Source organism: Azospirillum thermophilum, assembly GCF_003130795.1.
Taxonomy (GTDB): Bacteria; Pseudomonadota; Alphaproteobacteria; order Azospirillales; family Azospirillaceae; genus Azospirillum; species Azospirillum thermophilum.
On sequence record NZ_CP029354.1, the window covers coordinates 238,522 to 257,325 of the forward strand.

The 18,804-nt window shown below is 70.5% G+C and carries 16 protein-coding genes; all 16 read left to right on the forward strand.

Features of this window, described 5'->3' with window-relative positions:
* The first annotated feature begins 118 nt into the window (after window positions 1-118).
* Window positions 119-1,849, forward strand: a complete 1,731-nt coding sequence (gene fliF, locus DEW08_RS19390; protein WP_109330360.1) for a flagellar basal-body MS-ring/collar protein FliF — start codon at window positions 119-121, stop codon at window positions 1,847-1,849.
* Window positions 1,849-2,574, forward strand: coding sequence for a FliH/SctL family protein (locus DEW08_RS19395; RefSeq protein ID WP_109330362.1), 726 nt, complete (start codon window positions 1,849-1,851; stop codon window positions 2,572-2,574). Before fliF ends, DEW08_RS19395 begins: the two co-directional genes overlap by 1 nt.
* Window positions 2,562-2,921 (forward strand): flagellar motor switch protein FliN, encoded by a 360-nt coding sequence (gene fliN / locus DEW08_RS19400; RefSeq protein WP_109330364.1) that lies wholly within the window; start codon window positions 2,562-2,564, stop codon window positions 2,919-2,921. The genes DEW08_RS19395 and fliN overlap by 13 nt, the downstream gene beginning before the upstream one ends.
* Before the next feature lie 8 nt (window positions 2,922-2,929).
* Window positions 2,930-3,715 (forward strand): flagellar type III secretion system pore protein FliP, encoded by a 786-nt coding sequence (fliP, locus tag DEW08_RS19405; RefSeq protein ID WP_109330366.1) that lies wholly within the window; start codon window positions 2,930-2,932, stop codon window positions 3,713-3,715.
* A gap of 4 nt (window positions 3,716-3,719) precedes the next feature.
* Window positions 3,720-3,989 carry a hypothetical protein gene (locus DEW08_RS19410; protein WP_146214729.1) on the forward strand — a complete coding sequence of 90 codons (270 nt, stop codon included), beginning with the start codon at window positions 3,720-3,722 and terminating at the stop codon, window positions 3,987-3,989.
* A gap of 9 nt (window positions 3,990-3,998) precedes the next feature.
* Window positions 3,999-5,027 (forward strand): flagellar motor switch protein FliG, encoded by a 1,029-nt coding sequence (locus DEW08_RS19415; protein WP_109330370.1) that lies wholly within the window; start codon window positions 3,999-4,001, stop codon window positions 5,025-5,027.
* Between the two features lie 129 nt (window positions 5,028-5,156).
* A complete protein-coding gene (locus tag DEW08_RS19420; protein WP_245986777.1) occupies window positions 5,157-5,909 on the forward strand; it encodes a hypothetical protein in 753 nt (250 codons plus the stop codon).
* 473 nt (window positions 5,910-6,382) lie between these two features.
* Window positions 6,383-7,210, forward strand: a complete 828-nt coding sequence (locus DEW08_RS19425; RefSeq protein ID WP_109330372.1) for a response regulator transcription factor — start codon at window positions 6,383-6,385, stop codon at window positions 7,208-7,210.
* A 317-nt stretch (window positions 7,211-7,527) separates the two neighbouring features.
* The gene (locus DEW08_RS31560; RefSeq protein WP_109330376.1) at window positions 7,528-8,952 is read left to right on the forward strand and encodes a PAS domain-containing protein; all 1,425 of its coding nucleotides are present in this window, start codon (window positions 7,528-7,530) and stop codon (window positions 8,950-8,952) included.
* Window positions 8,856-9,809 (forward strand): sensor histidine kinase, encoded by a 954-nt coding sequence (locus DEW08_RS19435; RefSeq protein WP_245986792.1) that lies wholly within the window; start codon window positions 8,856-8,858, stop codon window positions 9,807-9,809. Before DEW08_RS31560 ends, DEW08_RS19435 begins: the two co-directional genes overlap by 97 nt.
* A complete protein-coding gene (locus DEW08_RS19440) occupies window positions 9,806-11,416 on the forward strand; it encodes a sensor histidine kinase (protein ID WP_109330378.1) in 1,611 nt (536 codons plus the stop codon). The genes DEW08_RS19435 and DEW08_RS19440 overlap by 4 nt, the downstream gene beginning before the upstream one ends.
* Window positions 11,417-11,426: 10 nt before the next feature.
* Complete coding sequence (locus tag DEW08_RS19445) at window positions 11,427-11,879, forward strand: response regulator (RefSeq protein WP_245986779.1); 453 nt, start codon at window positions 11,427-11,429, stop codon at window positions 11,877-11,879.
* Window positions 11,880-11,894: 15 nt separating this feature from the next.
* The gene (locus DEW08_RS19450; protein WP_109330380.1) at window positions 11,895-13,277 is read left to right on the forward strand and encodes a GGDEF domain-containing response regulator; all 1,383 of its coding nucleotides are present in this window, start codon (window positions 11,895-11,897) and stop codon (window positions 13,275-13,277) included.
* 58 nt (window positions 13,278-13,335) lie between these two features.
* On the forward strand, window positions 13,336-16,632 hold the full coding sequence (locus tag DEW08_RS19455; RefSeq protein ID WP_109330382.1) for a PAS domain S-box protein: 3,297 nt from the start codon (window positions 13,336-13,338) through the stop codon (window positions 16,630-16,632).
* The gene (locus DEW08_RS19460) at window positions 16,629-18,353 is read left to right on the forward strand and encodes a sensor histidine kinase (protein ID WP_109330384.1); all 1,725 of its coding nucleotides are present in this window, start codon (window positions 16,629-16,631) and stop codon (window positions 18,351-18,353) included. The genes DEW08_RS19455 and DEW08_RS19460 overlap by 4 nt, the downstream gene beginning before the upstream one ends.
* Window positions 18,343-18,792 carry a response regulator gene (locus DEW08_RS19465; protein WP_109330386.1) on the forward strand — a complete coding sequence of 150 codons (450 nt, stop codon included), beginning with the start codon at window positions 18,343-18,345 and terminating at the stop codon, window positions 18,790-18,792. Before DEW08_RS19460 ends, DEW08_RS19465 begins: the two co-directional genes overlap by 11 nt.
* Window positions 18,793-18,804 lie beyond the last annotated feature (12 nt).

Here is an 18,804-nt window from a genome sequence, read left to right on the forward strand (position 1 = left end):
CCGGTGGCCCGATCGTTCCGCTTTTACTCCGCTTAAAAGCTGAGCCGGTAGCGTGTATCGGCGTACGGGCTGCAGAGTATGGGCCCCGATTTTCGGAAACTTTAAAGGTGCGGGTGTCGTGAGCGGTCTGATCGACAATTTGCGAACGCTCGGACGGGGCCGTCTGCTGGCGTTGGCTGGAACGGGTGTCGGCATCGTGCTGGCGGTCGCCCTGATGGCGGTGCTGGTGTCCCGTCCCCAGATGACGCCGCTCTATACCGGCCTCGATCCGGCGGATGCCGGGCGGATCGTCAAGGCGGTGGAGCAGATGGGCGTCCCGGTCCATGCCGCGTATGACGGCACGGCCGTGGAGGTGCCGCAGAGCGAGGCGGCGCGGGTGCGCATGCTGCTGGCCGAGAAGGGGCTGCCGTCGCGCGGCAGCGTCGGCTACGAGCTGTTCGACACCGACAAGCCGCTGGGCATCACCAGTTTCATGCAGCGGATGAACCGCCTGCGCGCCATGGAGGGCGAGCTGGGCCGGACCATCGAGACGCTGTCCGGCGTCGAGACCGCCCGCGTCCACATCGTGCTGCCCGACCGCGAGGAGTTCTCGCGCGCGGCTCCCAAGCCGACCGCGTCGGTGGTGGTGCGCATGCGCGGCGGGGCGGCGATGGAGCGGCGCCAGGCGCTGTCCGTCCGCCACCTGATCTCCGCCGCCGTGCCGAACCTGAAGCCGAGCGCCGTGACCGTGCTCGACAGCTCGGGCGAGGTTCTGCTGACCGAGGACGACGGCGAAGGCGTCGCCGCCGCGCGCGGCGACGGCATGCGGGTGGCGCACGAGCAGCGCATCGCCAAGGCGATCGAGCAGATGCTGGCCGCCCGCCTCGGCCGCGGCAACGTCCGCGTCCAGGTCGCCGCGGAGGTCGAGACCAAGCGCGAGGTCGTGCGCTCCAGCAGCTTCGACCCGAACAGCCAGGTGGTCCGCTCCACCCAGACGGTGCAGGAGCAGGAGCGCTCGCAGGACAGCTCGGGCGATCCGCCGGTGACCGCCGAGCAGAACCTGCCGCAGCGCGAGGTGCGCGCCCAGACCAACAACAGCCGGTCCACCAGCGACACCAAGCGGCAGGAGGAGACCGTCAACTACGAGATCTCCAACATCTCGCGGGAGACGGTGATCGAGCCCGGCGACCTGCGCCGCCTGTCGGTCGCGGTCCTGGTCAACGGCACCTGGAAGACCGCCGCCGACGGCACCCGCAGCTACGAGCCGCGTTCGCCCGAGGAGATCCAGCGCATCACCGAGCTGGTGCGCTCCGCCATGGGCTACAGCGAGACCCGCGGCGACCGCGTCACCGTCGACAACCTGGAATTCGTCGATCTGGCGCCGGAGATCACCCCGCGCTCGCTGGGCGACGAGATCGCCGACACGCTCACCCGCAACGTGATGACCCTGATCCAGTGGGTCATCCTGCTGGTCCTGTGCGGCCTGATGATCACGGTCGGCCTGCGCCCGCTGATCCGCCGCGTCTTCCCGGCGCCGGAGCCGGTGGTCGCCGAGGCCCCGGCCCTCACCCAGGCCCCGGCCGTTCCGCAGCTCGCGGCCCCCGCCGCCGCCGCCGGTGCGGCCGCCGAGGGCGCGGACGGGGCGGAGGGCGAGACGCCTCAGCTCGCCGGCGCCGGCGCGACCGGCGAGGCCGCCGCCGTCCTGCCGCGGCTCGGCATCGACGAGACGGTCGACCAGCTCATCGAGCTGCGCGCCGTCGAGGGCCGGGTGCGCGCCTCCTCGATCCGCCGGCTGGGCGACATCGTCGACCAGTACCCGGACGAGGCGATCGACATCCTGCGCTCCTGGCTCTATGAGGAGGCCGCCTGATGGGCTATCCGCGCTACCGGTTCGATCAGCGCTTCGACAGCACGGCGCAGGCCGCCGCCGCGGCCGCCGCGATCGAGCCGGCGGCCGAGGAGATCGACCCGCTCGACGTTCCGGTCCATTCCGAACGCTTCCTGCAGGCCACGCTCGCCGCCAAGGAAATGCTCGCCTACTCCGACGGCGTCGAGCAGGGCCGGCGCGAGGGCGAGGCCGCCGCAGCCGACCGCATCGAGGCCACGCTGGTCGAGGCGCTGCAGCGGCTCGACGAGCGGCTGGGCTCGCTCGACGACCGCTTCGTCGAGGTCCTGCAGGAGGTCGAGGCGCACGGCTCGGCCATCCTCGTGGCGCTCGTCCGCCGTCTGGCGCCCCGGCTGCTGGAGCAGGTCGGCCGCGCCGAGGTGGAGCGGCTGGCCGGCGAGGCGCTTCGCCTGGCCGGCGGCGCCCCGGTGCTCCGCCTGACCGTCCATCCGGAGATGGAGGAGGCGGTGCGCGCCCGCGTCGCCGCCTCGGCCTCCGTCACCGGCGGCTTCGCCGGCACCGTCCGCATCGACGACGACCCGGCCCTGCCGCCGGGCACCATCGACGCCGCCTGGGACACCGGCGGCCTGCGCTACGACCCCGCGGCGGTCGAAACCGCCGTCGCCGGGCTGTGCGACCGCGCGCTGGCCGCCCTTACCGACATCCCCGCATACACTGACAGGGAAGACCCCGAATCATGTCCACGCTGAACCTCGAAACGCTGGAAGACGATCCCCGGTGGAACGAGAAGGGGCCTGCCGAGAAGGCGGCGACCGAGAAGCCCGCCGTCGACAAGGCTGCCGGCGATCTGGTGAGCGCCATCTACAACGTTCCCGTCGACGTCCAGGTCGTGCTCGGCCGCACCAGCATGCTGGTGGCGCAGCTTCTCAAGCTCGGCCGCGGCGCGGTGGTGGAGCTGGAGCGCAAGGTGGACGAGCCGGTGGAGGTGCTGGTGAACCACCGCCTGGTCGCCCGCGGCGAGGTGGTGATCGTGGAGGACCAGAAGCTGGGGGTCACGCTGACCGAGATCGTGCGCACCGACCTCGGCCTCGATTGAGCAGCCGCATGCCCCGTCCCCGGATCCCCTCCAAGACCCTGCCGGCGGTCCTGCTGCCGGCGCTGCTGCTGATGCCGGCGGCCGCCTCGGCGCAGGCGCTGGGGCTCGACCTCGGCTCCCTGGCGGGGGCCGTGTCGGGCGACGGCGCCAGCCTGTCCGGCCGCATCATCCAGGGCATCGTCGTCCTGACGGTGCTGAGCGTGGCGCCCGGCCTGCTGATCATGGTGACCTCCTTCACCCGGATCATCGTGGTGCTGTCGCTGCTGCGCTCGGCGCTCGGCCTGCAGCAGTCGCCGCCGAACATGGTGCTGCTCAGCCTCGCCATGTTCCTGACCTTCCACATCATGGGGCCGGTCTTCGACAGCGCCTGGCAGGAGGGCCTGCGTCCGATGCTGAACGAGCAGGTGACGCAGGAGCAGGGGATCGAGCGGATGGTGGAGCCGTTCCGCAGCTTCATGGCGACGCAGGTGCGCGACAAGGACCTGTCGGCCTTCGCGTCCTTCTCCGGAAAGCCGGAGGCGGAGCGGCCGCAGAGCGCCGACAAGGCGGAGCTGCGCCTGCTGGTGCCGGCCTTCCTGCTGTCGGAACTGCGGCGGGCCTTCGAGATCGGCTTCCTGGTCTTCCTGCCCTTCCTGGTGATCGACATGGTGGTGGCGGCCGTCCTGATGGCGATGGGCATGATGATGCTCCCGCCGGCGATGATCGCGCTGCCCTTCAAGATCATCTTCTTCGTGCTGACCGACGGCTGGTTCCTGATCGCCGGCAGCCTCATCCGATCCTATGGCGGGGCGTGAGGGCATGGCCGAGGCCGTTCCCCCTCCCGATCCGTCCTCCCAGGCAGGCGTCGCCGACAGCCTCGTCGCGCTCGCGCGGCGCCGGGGCATCGATGTCACCGACGACCTGCCGATCGTCGCCCTGCTGGAGGCGATCGACCCCGCCCCCCTGGTGCCGCACCGCATGGTGCTGGTGGCCGGGGCGGTGATGGCGCTCGCCTTCCGCCACGACCGATCCCTCGCCGCCGCTGCCGCCGACCCCGGCGACGGCCCGACCGCCGACCGTTCCTTCTGAGGTGTCCCCATGGGTATGCCGGTCAAGATCCGAGACAACTACAAGAGCCTGAGCGGTGCCGAGAAAAGCGCCATCATCTTCCTGGCGCTGGGGGAGGAGCGCGGGTCGCGCCTGATGGAGAAACTGGACGAGGACGAGATCCGCATGGTCAGCCGGGCCATGGCGGGGCTCGGCAACGTCACCTCCAACCTCGTCGAGTCGCTGCTGCGCACCTTCACCGAGCGCTTCGCCAACGTCGGCTCGGTCGTCGGCTCCTACGACACGACCGAACGCATGCTGGCCCGCTTCCTGCCCAACGACCGCGTCGCCGAGATCATGGGCGAGATCCGCGGCCCGGCCGGCCGGACGATGTGGGAGAAGATGTCCAACGTGAACGAGGGGGTGCTGGCCGCCTACCTCAGCGGCGAATACCCGCAGACCGCCGCGGTCATCCTGTCGCGCATGCGCAGCGAGCACGCCGCCAAGGTGCTGCCGATGCTGCCGCCCAACCTGCGGCTGGAGGTCATCGAGCGCATGATCCAGATCGAATCGGTGCAGCGCGAGGTGCTGCTGGACATCGAATCGATCCTGCACAACGAGTTCATGGCGAATTACGCGCGCACCCACGGCTCCGACACCCACGAGCGGATGGCGGAGATCTTCAACCGCATCGACCGCGAGACGCTGGGCGAGATCTTCGGCGACCTGGAGCCGGTGATGCCCGAGTCGATGCAGCGCATCAAGCAGCTGATGTTCACCTTCGAGGATCTGCTGCGGCTCGACCGCGTCTCGCTGCAGGCGGTCATCCGCCGCTGCGACACCGGCCAGCTCGCCATCGCCCTCAAGGGTGCCGAACTGCAGCAGCGCGATCATTTCCTGTCGGTGCTGTCGGAACGCGCCCGGATGATCCTGCAGGACGAGATCGAGAACATGGGGCCGGTGCGCATGCGCGACGTCCACGACGCCCAGGCGGAGATCGTGCAGATCGCCAAGGGAATGGCCGACGCCGGTTCCATCGTCATCCCGCAGACGGGCGACGCCGACGCCGTCGTCTATTGAGGACAGGCAACCGCGGCATCATGGTCCGGTCCGGGCCATGATGCGCCCTGTCGGCGGTGCTCTCGGTAATTCCGTCTGCCGGAAGAAGAAACGGCAGTCGTCACGTCCTTGTCTTGAAGAGGCCCGCCGATGAACGGTGATTTCGCCGGCTCGACGCCGGCCCCGACTCCGCTCGATCAGCCGCTGCTGGCGCCGCCGGCGTCCGGCCGTTTCCTCGCCGGCGCGGCGCCTGCCCGGCCGGCCGGGCAGGGCGGCGATCCCCTCGCCTGGTTCCACCGGCTGATGCCGGTCCTGGAGGCCCTGGAGCCCGGCGAGGCCGCCTTCCTGCAGGCCGGCCTTCCCCGTTGCGACTCCACCTTCGGCCTTGCGCTCGCCGTCTTCCTCGCGGCGACGGCGCGCGGCGCGCAGGACTGGCTGGGCGGGGAGACCTCCGCCAGCCTCGACGAGCTCGACGGCGGCGCCCTGCTGGAGGAGGTGGAGGAGGCGCTGGAGCCACGGTCCCGCCGCTCCGCCGACGGGCGCCTGTGGCGCACGCTGCGCATTCCCGTGGCCGCCGGAGACGGCGCGCACAGCCTGCTGTGGGGAGTGGCCGTGGAGGACGGGGAAGCGGGCGACGGGGTGCATACCGCCGTCAGCTTCCTGCTGCAGATGCGGCTGCCGGCGCTGGGGGCCGTCCAGCTCCTCGCCGCCGGGGACTTGCGGCGCCTCGACGTCACGCTGCAGACGGCGGAGGGGATGCCGGCCTCCGTCCTTGCCGATCTTCATGCCGACTATGCCGCCGCCATGGCGGATGCCGGGCTGACCGGCCAGCTCACCATCGGGTCCGTCGTGGGGTCATGGCTCGACCTCGACGGCACGCTCAGCGCCGACACCACCCTCTGACCCGTCCCCGATCGGCAGTCTCCGCGACAGGGGGCGGAGTCCGAGTCGCCGCCGGCACCTTTCGATTCGGTCGGAAGCCGCCGTCCGGGCCGCGCGGCGGCGGCCCCGCCCCATTCGCAGATCCAACAATCATTCTAGTATATCAATCCCGTCTTTCCTGGTGCCCGGGCCGGGCAGGACACACGGGGCCGTGAACAAGATTATCGGAGAGCCTTCCGCAGTCGGTGACCCATGGTCAGCGGACAAGGCGAGATTGCAGACGATTTCCTTCGAAAAAAGGGTTAATTCGACACGTTTACTCTTATTAACGCCGCACTAACGCGAAAACGCAGAAATCCTACAAGCGGTAACCCGTTTGGTTGACACCGCGTTGGAAGATTGGTTCTTTGGGGCTGTGATAAGAGTATGACCAAGTGAAATTTGCTTAAAAAGCGCTTGGTCGACTCTCAATTATTAACGCGGCGGAGAATCCCATGCGAGCTGTTCTGATCGAGCCGGACAATCTGATCGCTAGAGCTATCGGTCGGCAGTTGGAAATCAGCAAGATCAGGTATGATTTGCTCGACTGGCAGAGCTTGGAATCCACGCTGCTCGAGCAAGGTGCCGATGCGCTGAACTACGACGCCATTATCATCGGCGGGATCGAGGATCCCGAGAAGCCGGTGGCTCTATTGCGGTCACGCAACGTCACGGCGGCCGTCGTCTGTCTGATCGACCGGCGCTGCGCCAACACCACGGTGAACCTTCTGCGCGCCGGGGCGGACGACGTGCTCGTCAAGCCGGTGGTCAGCGCGGAGGTCCGCGCCCGCATCGAGGCGACCCGCCGCCGGACGCGCGGCCTCGTCAGCAACGCGGTGAAGGTCGGCCGCCTGACCGTCTATCTCGACGGCCGCGATCCCGACGTGGACGGCGAGCGCCTGCGCCTCAGCCAGCGCGAGCATGCGATCCTCGGCGTTCTGGCGGCCAACCATCGCCGCGTCGTCTCCAAGGAGCATATCTACGACGAGGTCTACGGCCTGTCGGGCGCCGACCCGCTGGACAAGGTCATCGACGTCTACATCTGCAAGCTGCGCAAGAAGATCGCCGAGGCGACCGGCGGCGGCCGCTATATCGAGACTGTCTATGGACGCGGCTACAAGTTCGAAGCGCCGCCGGAGCACGAGGACGTGTCGGGTCTCCCCGGTGCCGGTGCGACCAGCGCCGCCGCGCTGCGCGTCGCCGCCGGTGCGTCGCGCCGGGTGATGGCTCCCTTCGCCGGACGCGGCATGGCCCACGCGGAGCAGCTTGTCGTCGGGGGCTGATCGGGGACCGCCCCCGGCGGGCGACCGCCCATGGTTGCAGTCGACCGTCCGTCCCGGCATGACATTCCGGTGTGTCGGGACAAGAGAGAGGCGGGACCATTGGTCGCTGAAACGGTATAGCGTGTAAAAATTGCGGACCATCTCTTGAGTGCGCGTTTTGCAGGCCATCGTGTCGCCTGTGACAATTCGCCGATGGACTGAAAGCGACGATCTATCAACTTTGACCATATCCGATCGGAGGGGCGGGCCGCCGAACAAGCCGCCTCGACTCCGGCCGGAAATCGGTCAACGTCCTTTCCGGCCCTGAAGACGAGAGTATGGTGAGCGCATCCAGCCGGACATTCGCGCATCAATGCGCCGACCTTTCGTCCCCATCCCCCTTCGACGATCCCTCGGGGGAGATCGCCGGATTATCGGTCCTCAAGGCTCTGCGTTCTCCGATCTGGCTTTTCGATCCCCAGTCCTGCCGCCTTCTCTGGGCCAATCCCGGCGCCTGCCTGCTGCTGGACGCTCCGGACCTCGCGTCGCTGCTGGCGAGCAGTCTCCCGCATGCCCTCTCCGCTTCCCTTCAGCGCTGCCTGGCGCCCCATCGCGACGCGCTCGCCCGCGCGGAGGCGGTGCAGATGCAGGTGCAGTGGAGCCTTCCGCCGGCGGACCGCAACATCCTGGTGGACTGCCTGTGCTCCACCACCGTGATCGACGGCCGGCCGGTCCTGCTGGTGGAGGGGCGGGAGACGAGCAACCGGTGGGAGGTGGAGGAGTCCCGGGCGACCTTCGACGCCATTCTGGCCAACGCTCCGATGGGCATCGCCATCATCGACGGCGACCGGCGCATCCGCCGCGTCAACCAGGCGATGGCCGACATCTTCCAGCGGCCGGCGGCCTCGCTGCTGGGGGCCGAAACGCGCGTGATGTACAGCGACGACGCCGTCTACGAGGAGGTCGGGCGGCGCGCCTATCCCGTGCTGCAGCGGGGCGGCGTCTTCCGCGACAGCTTCCCGATGCTCCGCGGCAACGGCAGCGAGGTCTGGTGCAGCCTGACCGGTCGCCGCATCTGCCCCGACGACGACTCGCTCGGCTATGTCTGGATGGTCGAGGACATCTCGGTCCGCCGGCGGGCGGAGCAGACGCTGAACGACAGCGTCGCCTTCCAGCGGGTCCTGCTCGACACGGTTCCGGTGCCGATCTTCATCCAGGACGTCTCCGGCTATTACGTCAACGCCAACGCCGCCTTCGAACAGTGGCTGGGGATCGACCGCCAGTCGCTGTTCGGCAAGACGGTCGCCGACCTCGCCTCCGGGGAGCATGCCCAGCGGGACGAGGAGGCCGACCGGCTGCTGCTCGCCGGCGGCGGCACCCAGACCTTCGAGACGCGGGTGCGCTGCGCCGACGGCAGCCAGCGCGACGTCGTCGTCTCCAAGGCGGTCTACTGCCGCAGCGGCGACAAGCCGGCGGGCATCGTCGGCACCATGGCCGACATCAGCGAGCGCAAGCGCGCCGAGCAGGCCCTGCGCGAGCGTCACGCCCTGTTCGAGCAGATGTTCGTCTCCAGCCGCGCGGTGAAGCTGCTGGTCGATCCGGCGGGGGGGTGCTGGTGGATGTCAACCCGGCCGCCGCCGACTTCTACGGCCATCCGCTGGAGGGGATGCGCGGCATGCCGCTCTCCGTCATCGCCGCGCCGGCGTATGCGGGGAACGAGCCGGACCTCGACTGGGCGAGGCACGAGGACTGCCGCACCGTGACCTGCGGCCACCGCCTCGCCTCGGGCGAGCGGCGGGAGGTGGAGATCTACAGCAGCCCGGTGCAGGTCAACGGCCGCACCCTGCTGCTGTCGCTGGTCCACGACATCACCGAGCGGCGCCGGGCCGAAGAGGCGCTGCGCCGCAAGACGGCCGAGCTGGAACGCTCGAACGAGGAGCTGGAGGCCTTCGCCTATGTCGCCTCGCACGACCTGCGCCAGCCGCTGCGGGTGATCAACAGCTACCTCACCCTGCTGGAGCGGTCGCTCGCCGGCAAGCTGGACGAGGAGACGGGGGAGTTCATCGGCTTCGCCCGCGACGGGGCGCAGCGGATGGACCGGCTGATCGTCGACCTGCTGGAATACAGCCGCGTCGGCCGGCGGACCCGCGCCTTCCGCCCGGTCCCGCTCGGCCAGGTGGTGGAGACGGCGCTGCTGAACCTGCAGGTCGCCGTCGAGGAATGCGGGGCGCGGGTGCAGGTGCAGGACGATCTCCCCACCGTCTCCGGCGACGAGGTGGAGCTGGTCCGGCTGCTGCAGAACCTGATCGGCAACGCCGTGAAGTACCGGCTTCCCGACCGGGCGCCGGTGGTGGAGGTCACCTGCGCCGCCGACGGCGGCGGCTGGCGGCTGGGCGTGCGCGACAACGGCATCGGCATCGCGCCGGAACACCGCGACCGCGTCTTCGGCATCTTCCAGCGCCTGCACCGCCGCGACGAGTATGAGGGGACAGGCGTCGGGCTCGCCATCTGCAAGAAGATCGTCGAGCATCACGGCGGGCGCATCTGGCTGGAGTCGGTTCCCGGCGAAGGCAGCGCCTTCTTCTTCAGCCTTCCGGCGGGGGACGGGGGGCGGCCATGATCCCGCTGCCGAACCGGTTGCGGGGGCCGTTGCGCCGGTACGGCCTGCTCGTCGCCGGCCAGCTCGCCGCGACCGCCCTGCTGGCCGCCGCCTTCGTCTGGACCGCCGACGTCTACACCCGCTTCCTGATCGCGGAACGGCGCGCCGCCGCCGCCATGACCGCCGTCAGCATCTCCAGCACCCTGTCCAGCGCCCTGAACGAGAGGCTGGCGCTGGTGCGGGGCCTCACCGCCTTCGTCGATGCGGAGGTCTCGGGCGGGACGCTGGAGGACCGCTTCGCCCATTTCGCCACGGCGCTCCGCCGCTCCGTTCCCGGCGTGCGCAACATCTCGATCGCTCCCGATTTCGTCGTCCGCCACGTCCATCCGCTGGAGGGGAACCAGCGCGTGCTGGGCAATGCGCTGCTGTCCGACCCGCGTCCGGGCTTCGCCGAGACGGTGCAGCGGGCGCTGGTCACCGGCGACGTCACGGTGCACGGGCCGGTCGACCTGATCCAGGGCGGCCAGGGGGTGATCGCCCGCCAGATCGTGTTCGGCAAGGATCGTCCCTGGGGGGCGGTCGGCATGGTGTTCGACGTGAAGCCGGTGCTGGACGAGCTGCGGCTGGGGACCCTGCCGCCCGACCTCGGCTATGTGCTGCGCTCCGACAACGGGGTGACGCTGGCCGGCGATACCGGGGTGCTGCGCCTGTCGCCGATCATCGAGCGGGTGGCGCTGCCCGACGGCATGTGGGAGCTGGCGGTCGCCCCGCGCGCCGGCTGGCCGGGGGCGGCGCGGGCGGAGCCCGGCTATGCCGCCTTCCTCGGCGTCTTCCTGCTGCTGGCCGTGCTGACCGAGATGCTGGCCTACCTGATGCTGAGCCGCCGCCTGACGCTGGAGCGGCTGGTGGAGCGGCGCACGGCCGAGCTCGACGCCGCCAACCGGCAGCTGGAGCGCTTCGCCTACGTCACGGCGCACGACCTGCAGGAGCCGCTGCGCGCCATCGCCAGCTACACCCAGCTCCTCGACCGCCATTTCCGCGACCGGGTGGACGAGGAGGGGGCGGAGTTCATCCGCCAGATCGTCGACGGCGCCGGCCGGCTGAAGATGCTGCTGCGCGACGTCCAGCTCTTCCTGGCGGAAGACCGGGTGCCGCTCGCCATCCGGCCGGTGCCGGTGGAAGACGCGCTGCAGGCGGCGCTGACCATCCTCGACCGGCGGGTGCGCGATGCCGGCGCCGCGGTCACCGCCGGAGACCTGCCGGTCCTGCTGGCCGATGAGCGCCGCCTGCGCGAGATTCTGGTGGTCCTGATCGGCAACGCGCTGGAATACCGCCATCCCGACCGGGCGGCGGAAATCTCCGTCGTGCATCGCCGCGTCGACGGCCGCGACGTGATCGAGGTGCGGGACAACGGCATCGGGATCGAGCCGCAGTACCGCGAGCAGATCTTCGAGGTGTTCCGCCGCCTGCATTCCCGCGAGGCGCATCCCGGCACCGGCATGGGCCTCGCCATCGCCCGCAAGATGGCGGAGCGCATGGGCGGCCGCATCACGGTCGAGTCCACGCCGGGAGCGGGCAGCGCCTTCTCCCTCCACCTGTCCGGCAGCCGATCCCTGAGCCGTGCCTGAGGCCCCCCGCATGATGCGACCCGCGAAAGACGACGACGCCCTGCCCTTCGAGATCCTGCTGGTGGAGGATGATCCGGCCGATGCCGGGCTTGCCAAGCGGGCGCTGAAGGACGGCCGCATCCTGTGCCGCGTGCACCATGTCCGCGACGGGGTGGAGGCGCTGGCCTTCCTGCGGCGCGAGGGGGAATTCGCCGGGGTGCCGCGGCCCGACCTCGTCCTGCTCGACCTCAACATGCCGCGGCTCGACGGGCGCGGCGTGCTGGAGGCGATGAAGGGCGACGGCGATCTCAAGACCATTCCGGTGGTGATCCTGACGACCTCCGACGTCGACCGCGACGTCAACGCCAGCTATCTGCTGGGCGCCAACAGCTTCATCACCAAGCCCATGGACATGGACGCCTTCTTCGACGCCATCCGCAGCGTCGAGGAATACTGGTTCCGTGTGGTCCGCCTGCCGCGTTGAGAAGGGGGGACGACGATGACGATGGTTCACCTGTCGAATGAACCCACGGCCATCCTGCTGGTGGAGGATGACGATGCCGATGCCGGGCTGGTCATCCGGGCGCTGCGCCCCTATGGCCGCCGCTTCACCCTGACCCGCGCCACCTCGCTGCAGGAGGCGCGCGCCTGGCTGCGCCGCAACGCCTGCGACGTCGTGCTGCTGGACCTCTCGCTGCCCGACAGCTTCGGCTTCGAGACGGTGCGGCGCATGCGGGGGGACGTGCCCTCGCTGCCTCTGGTGGTGCTGACCGGCCTCGACGACGAGGAGTTCGCCCTGCAGGCGCTGGCCGCCGGGACGCAGGACTATCTGGTGAAGGGACAGGCCGACGGGCCGCTGATGTGGCGCGCGGTGCAGCATGCCATCGCCCGCAAGCGGCTGGAGGAGGAGCTGCGCCTGTCGGAGGAGCGGCTGGCCGGCATCATCGAACTGGCGCAGGACGCCATCCTGACCACCGACGGCAACCTCACCATCACCCTGTTCAACCCCGCCGCCGAGCGGCTGTTCGGCTACCGGTCGGAGGAGATCGTCGGCCGCCCGCTGTCCCTGCTGATCCCCGAGCGGTTCCGCCGCGGCCACGACCGGGCCATCGGCGACTTCGCCGTAGCACCGGTCTCCACGCGCGCCATGGCCGACCGCAACGAGGTGATGGGGCTGACCTTCGACGGCCGGGAGTTCCCGGCGGAGATCTCCATCGCCAAGCTGCACCATCCGCAGGGCATGCTCTACACCGCGGTGGTCCGCGACATCTCCGAACGCAAGCGGGTGGAGGCCGAGCTGCGCCGCATGGCGACCACCGACCCGCTGACCGGGCTGTGGAACCGCCGCCGCTTCCTGGAGCTGGCGGAGGGCGAGCTGGCGCGGCTGCGCCGCTACGGCCGGCCGGTTTCGGTGCTGATGCTGGACATCGACCATTTCAAGTCGATCAACGACGGCTATGGCCATGCCGCCGGGGACGAGGCGCTGTGCCGCGTGGCGGAGCTGTGCCGGTTAGAGCTGCGCGACACCGACCATCTCGGCCGGCTGGGCGGGGAGGAGTTCGCCATCGCCCTGCCGGAAACCGGGCTCGGCCGGGCGGTCGAGGTGGCCGACCGGCTGCGCCAGCACCTCGCCGCCATGGAGGTGCAGACGGACGGGACCTTCCTGCGGCTGACCGTCAGCATCGGCGTCGCCGCCTGCCGGCTGGAGGACGTCTCCATCGACCGGGCGCTGGGCCGGGCCGACCGTGCGCTCTACGACGCCAAGCATCGTGGACGCAACCGCGTCGTCGTGTCGTCGGAGGACGAGGAGCTGATGATGCCCTCGGCCACGTCGTCGCTGTCGGCCGGCTTCCCGGAAACCGCGGACGCCTTCCCGCTCTGATCCCCCCGCCCGCGACTCCAGGACAGGCCGCCGGACCGCCGCCCATCGGAACGCAACCATGAGTGCCGCAACCGACATGAAGACCGGACAGGAGGACGGGATCTCGCCCCGTCCGGACCGGGTCGCCGCCCGCGCGGCGGGACTTCGGCGGCAGACGGTCCGGCTGCTGCCGGCGCTGGTCGTCCTGCTCGGCGGGCTGCTGATCGCCGCGGCCGTCTGGCTGACCCTCGCCGGCCTGGACCGGGAACGGTCGGAGGTCCTGCGCGCCAAGGAGGCCGACGCCGCCAACCTCGCCCGCGGCTTCGAGGAGAACATCCGCCAGACGGTGCGCCGCATCGACCAGGCGCTGGTCCATCTGCGCGACGAGTACACCAGCCATCCCGATGCCTTCCTCGACAAGGCGGCGTCGCTGCAGCGCTCGCTCTATGCCGACCTCGACTTCCAGATCGGCGCGGTGGATGCCCGGGGCATGATGCGGTTCTCCGGCCTGACCGTCCCGCACGACCCCATAGATCTCAGCGACCGCGAGCATTTCCGGGTCCACCGCGATTCCGACGGCGACGAGCTCTTCATCAGCAGGCCGATGATCGGCCGGTTCAGCGGCCGGCAGGTCGTCCAGTTCACCCGGCGCATCCCCGCGGCGGACGGCGGGTTCGGCGGCGTGATGGTCCTGTCGGTGCACCCCGCCAGCCTCGCCCGCTTCTACGGCACGGCGGACCTCGGCGTGCAGGGCGCCCTGATGCTGGTCGGCGCCGACCGGGTGATCCGCGCCCGCGCCGCCGCCACCCCGGCACCCGTCGATCCGATCGGCCATCTCTATCCCGACCAGCCGTTCTTCGATGCCGCCCAGCCGGCGGCCGGCGTGTTCCAGGTGCAGAGCCCGATCGACGGGCAGGCGCGCATCACCGCCTACCGCCGGCTGAAGGACTATCCGCTGATCGTTTTCGTCGGGCTGGGGCTGGAGGAGGCGCTGGCCCCCTACGAGGCGCGGCGGGCGCGGATCGAGCAGGCGGTCTGGGGCCTCGGCGGCCTCGGCGTGGCGGTGGTCCTGCTGATCGCCTGGCTGCTGCGCCAGCAGCTCCGCCACCATCGCCGGATCGAGGAGGCGCAGGCCCTTCTCGCCGAGACCGAGGAGCGCTGGCGCCTGGCGCTGGAGGCGGTGGGCGACGGGGTCTGGGACTGGAACGCCGCGACGGGCGAGGTCTTCTACTCCCGCGGCTGGAAGCGCATGCTCGGCTACGGCGAGCGGGAGATCGGCAACCGCCTGGCGGAGTGGGAGAGCCGCGTCCATCCCGAGGACGTGCAGGCGGTGCACCGCGAGCTGGACCGCCACTTCTCCGGCGGGACCCCGTTCTACATCAGCGAGCATCGCATGCTGTGCAAGGACGGCCGCTTCCGCTGGATCCTCGACCGCGGGGTGGCGGTCGACCGGGCCGAGGACGGATCCCCCCTGCGGGTGGTGGGAACCCACACCGACATCACCCGCCTCAAGCGGACGGAGGAGGCGCTGGCCGCGGCGGCGGCGCGCACCACCGCGATCCTGCAGAGCGTCCCGCTCGGCGTCGCCATCGTCGATCCGCAGCGCCGCATCCAGATCGTCAACCCCAAGATGGCGGAGATCTTCCTGCGCGGCATCCGCGAGCTGGAAGGATCCCGCACCCGGATCTTCTACGACAGCGACCAGGACTTCGACGAGGTCGGCCGGCGCGTCTACCCGGTCATCCACCGCGGCGAGGTGGCGGTCGAGGAGCTTCCCCTGCGGCGCGGCGACGGCAGCGTCTTCTGGGCGCGCATCATAGGCCAGCGCGTCTCGGCCGCGGATCCGGCGCTCGGCATCGTCTGGGTGGTGGAGGACGTCAGCGTCCGCCGCTCCGCCGACGAGGCGCTGAAGGCCAGCATGGAGTTCCAGCGCGTCCTGATCGACACGGTGCCGATCCCCATCTTCGTGAAGGACGCCCAGGGCCGCTATCTCGACGCCAACGCGGCGTTCGAGCGCTGGCTGGGCCTTCGCCGCGGCGAGCTGCGCGGCCGCACCGCCCGCGACATCGCGCCGTCCGACCTCGCCGCCACCTACGAGGTGGCCGACCAGGTGCTGCTCGCCTCGCCCCACACCCAGCTCTACGAGGGCCGCGCCCGCGGCGCCGACGGGACGGTGCGCGACATCGAGTTTTCCAAGGCGGTCTTCTTCGATGCCGCCGGCACGCCGGCCGGCATCGTCGGCGCGATGATCGACGTGACCGAGCACAAGAAGGCGCAGCAGGCCCTGCGCGAGCGGCAGGAGCTGTTCGAGCGCATCTTCGTCTCCAACGCGGCGGTCAAGCTGCTGATCGACCCGAGCGACGGGACGATCGTCGACGCCAACGGCAGCGCCGCGGAGTTCTACGGCTACCCGCTGGAGCGGCTGCGCAGCCTGCGGATCACCGACCTCAACATCCTTTCGCTGGAGGAGGTGCGGCACGAGATGGCGGCGGCGGCGACGGAGGAGCGGAAGTTCTTCCGCTTCCGGCACCGTCTGGCATCGGGCGAGATCCGCGACGTCGAGGTCTACAGCAGCCCGATCCGGGTGAACGGGCGGGAACTTCTCTTCTCCCTCGTCCACGACGTCACCGGCCGGCTGGCGGCGGAGGCGGCGCTGCGCGACAAGACGGCGGAGCTGGAGCGCTCGAACGCGGAGCTGGAGGCCTTCGCCTATGTCGCCTCGCACGACCTTCGCCAGCCGCTGCGCACCATCAACAGCTACCTGTCGCTGCTGCAGAAGGACCTGGACGGCAGGCTGGACGACGAGACGCGGCAATACATGGACTTCGCCCGGTCCGGCGCCCAGCGGATGGACCGGCTGATCGTCGATCTGCTGGAATACAGCCGCGTCGGCCGCAAGACACGGCCCTTCGCCGCCCATCCGGCCGGCGGCATCCTGGCGGCGGCGCTCGACAATCTGGAGGTCGCCATCGCCGAGACGCAGGCACGGGTCACGGTGGCGCAGGATCTGCCGGTCCTCTGGGGCGACGACAACGAGCTGATCCGGCTGTTCCAGAATCTGATCGGCAACGCGGTCAAATACTGCCCGGCCGACCGCCGGCCGGAGGTCGCGGTCACCTGCGGGCCGGTGGAGCAGGGCTGGCGCTTCACGATCCGCGACAACGGAATCGGCATCGAGGCCGAGCATTTCGACCGCATCTTCGGGATCTTCCAGCGCTTGCACAGCCGCCAGGACTATGATGGCACCGGCGTCGGCCTCGCCGTCTGCAAGAAGATCGTCGGGCATCACGGCGGCACCATCGGCGTGGAGTCGGACCCCGGGCTGGGCAGCCGCTTCTTCGTCGTCCTGCCGCGCTGGGAGGGCGGGGCGGAATGACGCTGGCCTGGGATCTGCTGTCCGGTCTGCGGCTTTCCGCGCGGCGGCGCGCCGGTCCGCGCTGCCGCCACCGGGTGACGCTGGCACTGGTCGCGGTGCTGCTGCTCTCGCTGTGGGCCGTGTGGGGCTGGGTGGATGCCATCCGCATGCGCTGGGCGCTGGCGGAGCTGCGCGCCGCCGTCGCAACCACCGCCACCCCCTATGCCGGCAGCCTGGGCAGCGCGCTCAACAAGCGCCTCGCCCTGGTGCGCGGGCTCGCCGCCTTCGTCACGGTGGAGGCGCACAAGGCCGGCGCGCCGGACAGCCTCAGCGACGAGCTGGCGGAGAACTTCGCCGCCTATGCCGACGCGCTGCGTGCCTCGGTCCCCGGCATCCGCAACATCTCGGCCGCTCCCGGCTTCGTCATCCGCCTCGTCAATCCCGTCGCCGGCAATGAGAAGGTGCTGGGCAACAACCTGCTGGCCGATCCGCGGCCGGGCTTTCCCGACACCGTCCGCCGGGCGATGGCGACGCGCGAGGTGGCGACCCATGGGCCGGTCGAGCTGATCCAGGGCGGGCAGGGGCTGATCGCCCGCGCCGTGGTCTTCCGCGACGGTACGCCCTGGGGGGCGGTCGGCGCCGTCTTCGACCTCGCCCCCATCCTGGAGGAGGCCAACCTGTCCGGGATGGGGCCGCAGGTCGTCTTCGCCCTTCGCCGGGTCGGCGGCCATCCCTTCGCCGGGCGGGAGGCGGTGCTGGAGATGGCCCCGATCGTCGAGCGCATCCGCGTCCCCGACGGCGACTGGGAGCTGGCGCTGGCGCCCGCCGAGGGGTGGGAGGCGGCGGCCCGCGTCCGTGCCGCCCACGGCCCGGTGCTCGCCCTCTTCGTCGGGATCGGCGGGCTGCTGGTCCTCGTCGTGGTCCTGGTGGCCGAAGGGCGCGGCGCGCTCGCCCGGCTGGTGGAGGAGCGCACGCGCGAGCTGGAGCAGGCCCGCCGCGACGCCGACCGCAAGGCGGAGGAGCTGGCGCTCGCCCGGCGGGAGCTGGAACAGTTCGCCTTCGCCGCCGCCCACGACCTGCAGGAGCCGGTGCGCACGATGGGCAGCTACGCCCAGCTCCTGCAGCGCGAGATCGGGCCGGTCCTCGACGAGGAGCGCGCCGTCCTGCTGGACCGGGTGGTGGAGGGGGCGAAGCGGCTGAAGGCGCTGCTGCGCGACGTGCAGATCTTCATCGCGGAGAATGCCATCCCGCTGCCCGAGGGGCCGGTGGAGGCCGGCCGGGCGCTGGACGCGGCGCTTCTGGCGCTGGGGCCGCAGGTGGTGCGGGCGGAGGGGCGCATCACCCGCGACCCGCTGCCCGCCGTGTTCGCCGACGAGCGGCGGCTGCGCGAGATCTTCGTCGCGCTGATCGCCAACGCGCTGGAATACCGCCATCCCGACCGCGCGCCCGACATCCATGTCGGGGCATGCCGCATCGGCGACGAGGCGGTCATCGAGGTGCGCGACAACGGAATCGGCATCGATCCCTGCTATCACGAGCAGATCTTCCAGGTCTTCCGCCGGCTGCATGGCCGGGACGAGCATCCCGGTACCGGCATGGGGCTGCCCATCGCGCGCAAGATGGCCGAGCGGCTGGGCGGCGGCCTCACCGTCCGGTCCGAAGCGGGGCAGGGCAGCAGCTTCCTCATCCGCCTGCCGGCCCCCGCCGGCTCCCGAACCGTCACCCCGGAGCATGCATCGTGACCAGCGACGACACCGCCCCTTCCGCATCCTGCTGGTCGAGGACGATCCGGCCGACGCCGCCCTTGCCAAGCGGGCGATCCGCGAGGGGCGCATCCTGTGCGACGTGCGCCATGTCCAGGACGGCGAGGAGGCGCTGGCTTATCTGCGGCGCGAGCCGCCGCGCTTCGCCGATGTCCCGCGGCCCGACCTCATCCTGCTCGACCTCAACATGCCGCGGCTGGACGGCCGCGGCGTGCTGAAGGCGGTGAAGCAGGACGAGGCGCTGCGGCGCATCCCGGTGGTGGTGCTGACGACCTCGGACGCGGACTGCGACGTGGAGGCCATCTATCGCCTGGGCGCCAACAGCTTCGTGACCAAGCCGATGGACCTGCAGGACTTCTTCAACGTCGTCGCCGGGCTGGAGAGCTACTGGTTCAACATCGTCAAGCTGCCGCGCTAGGAGGTCGTCACG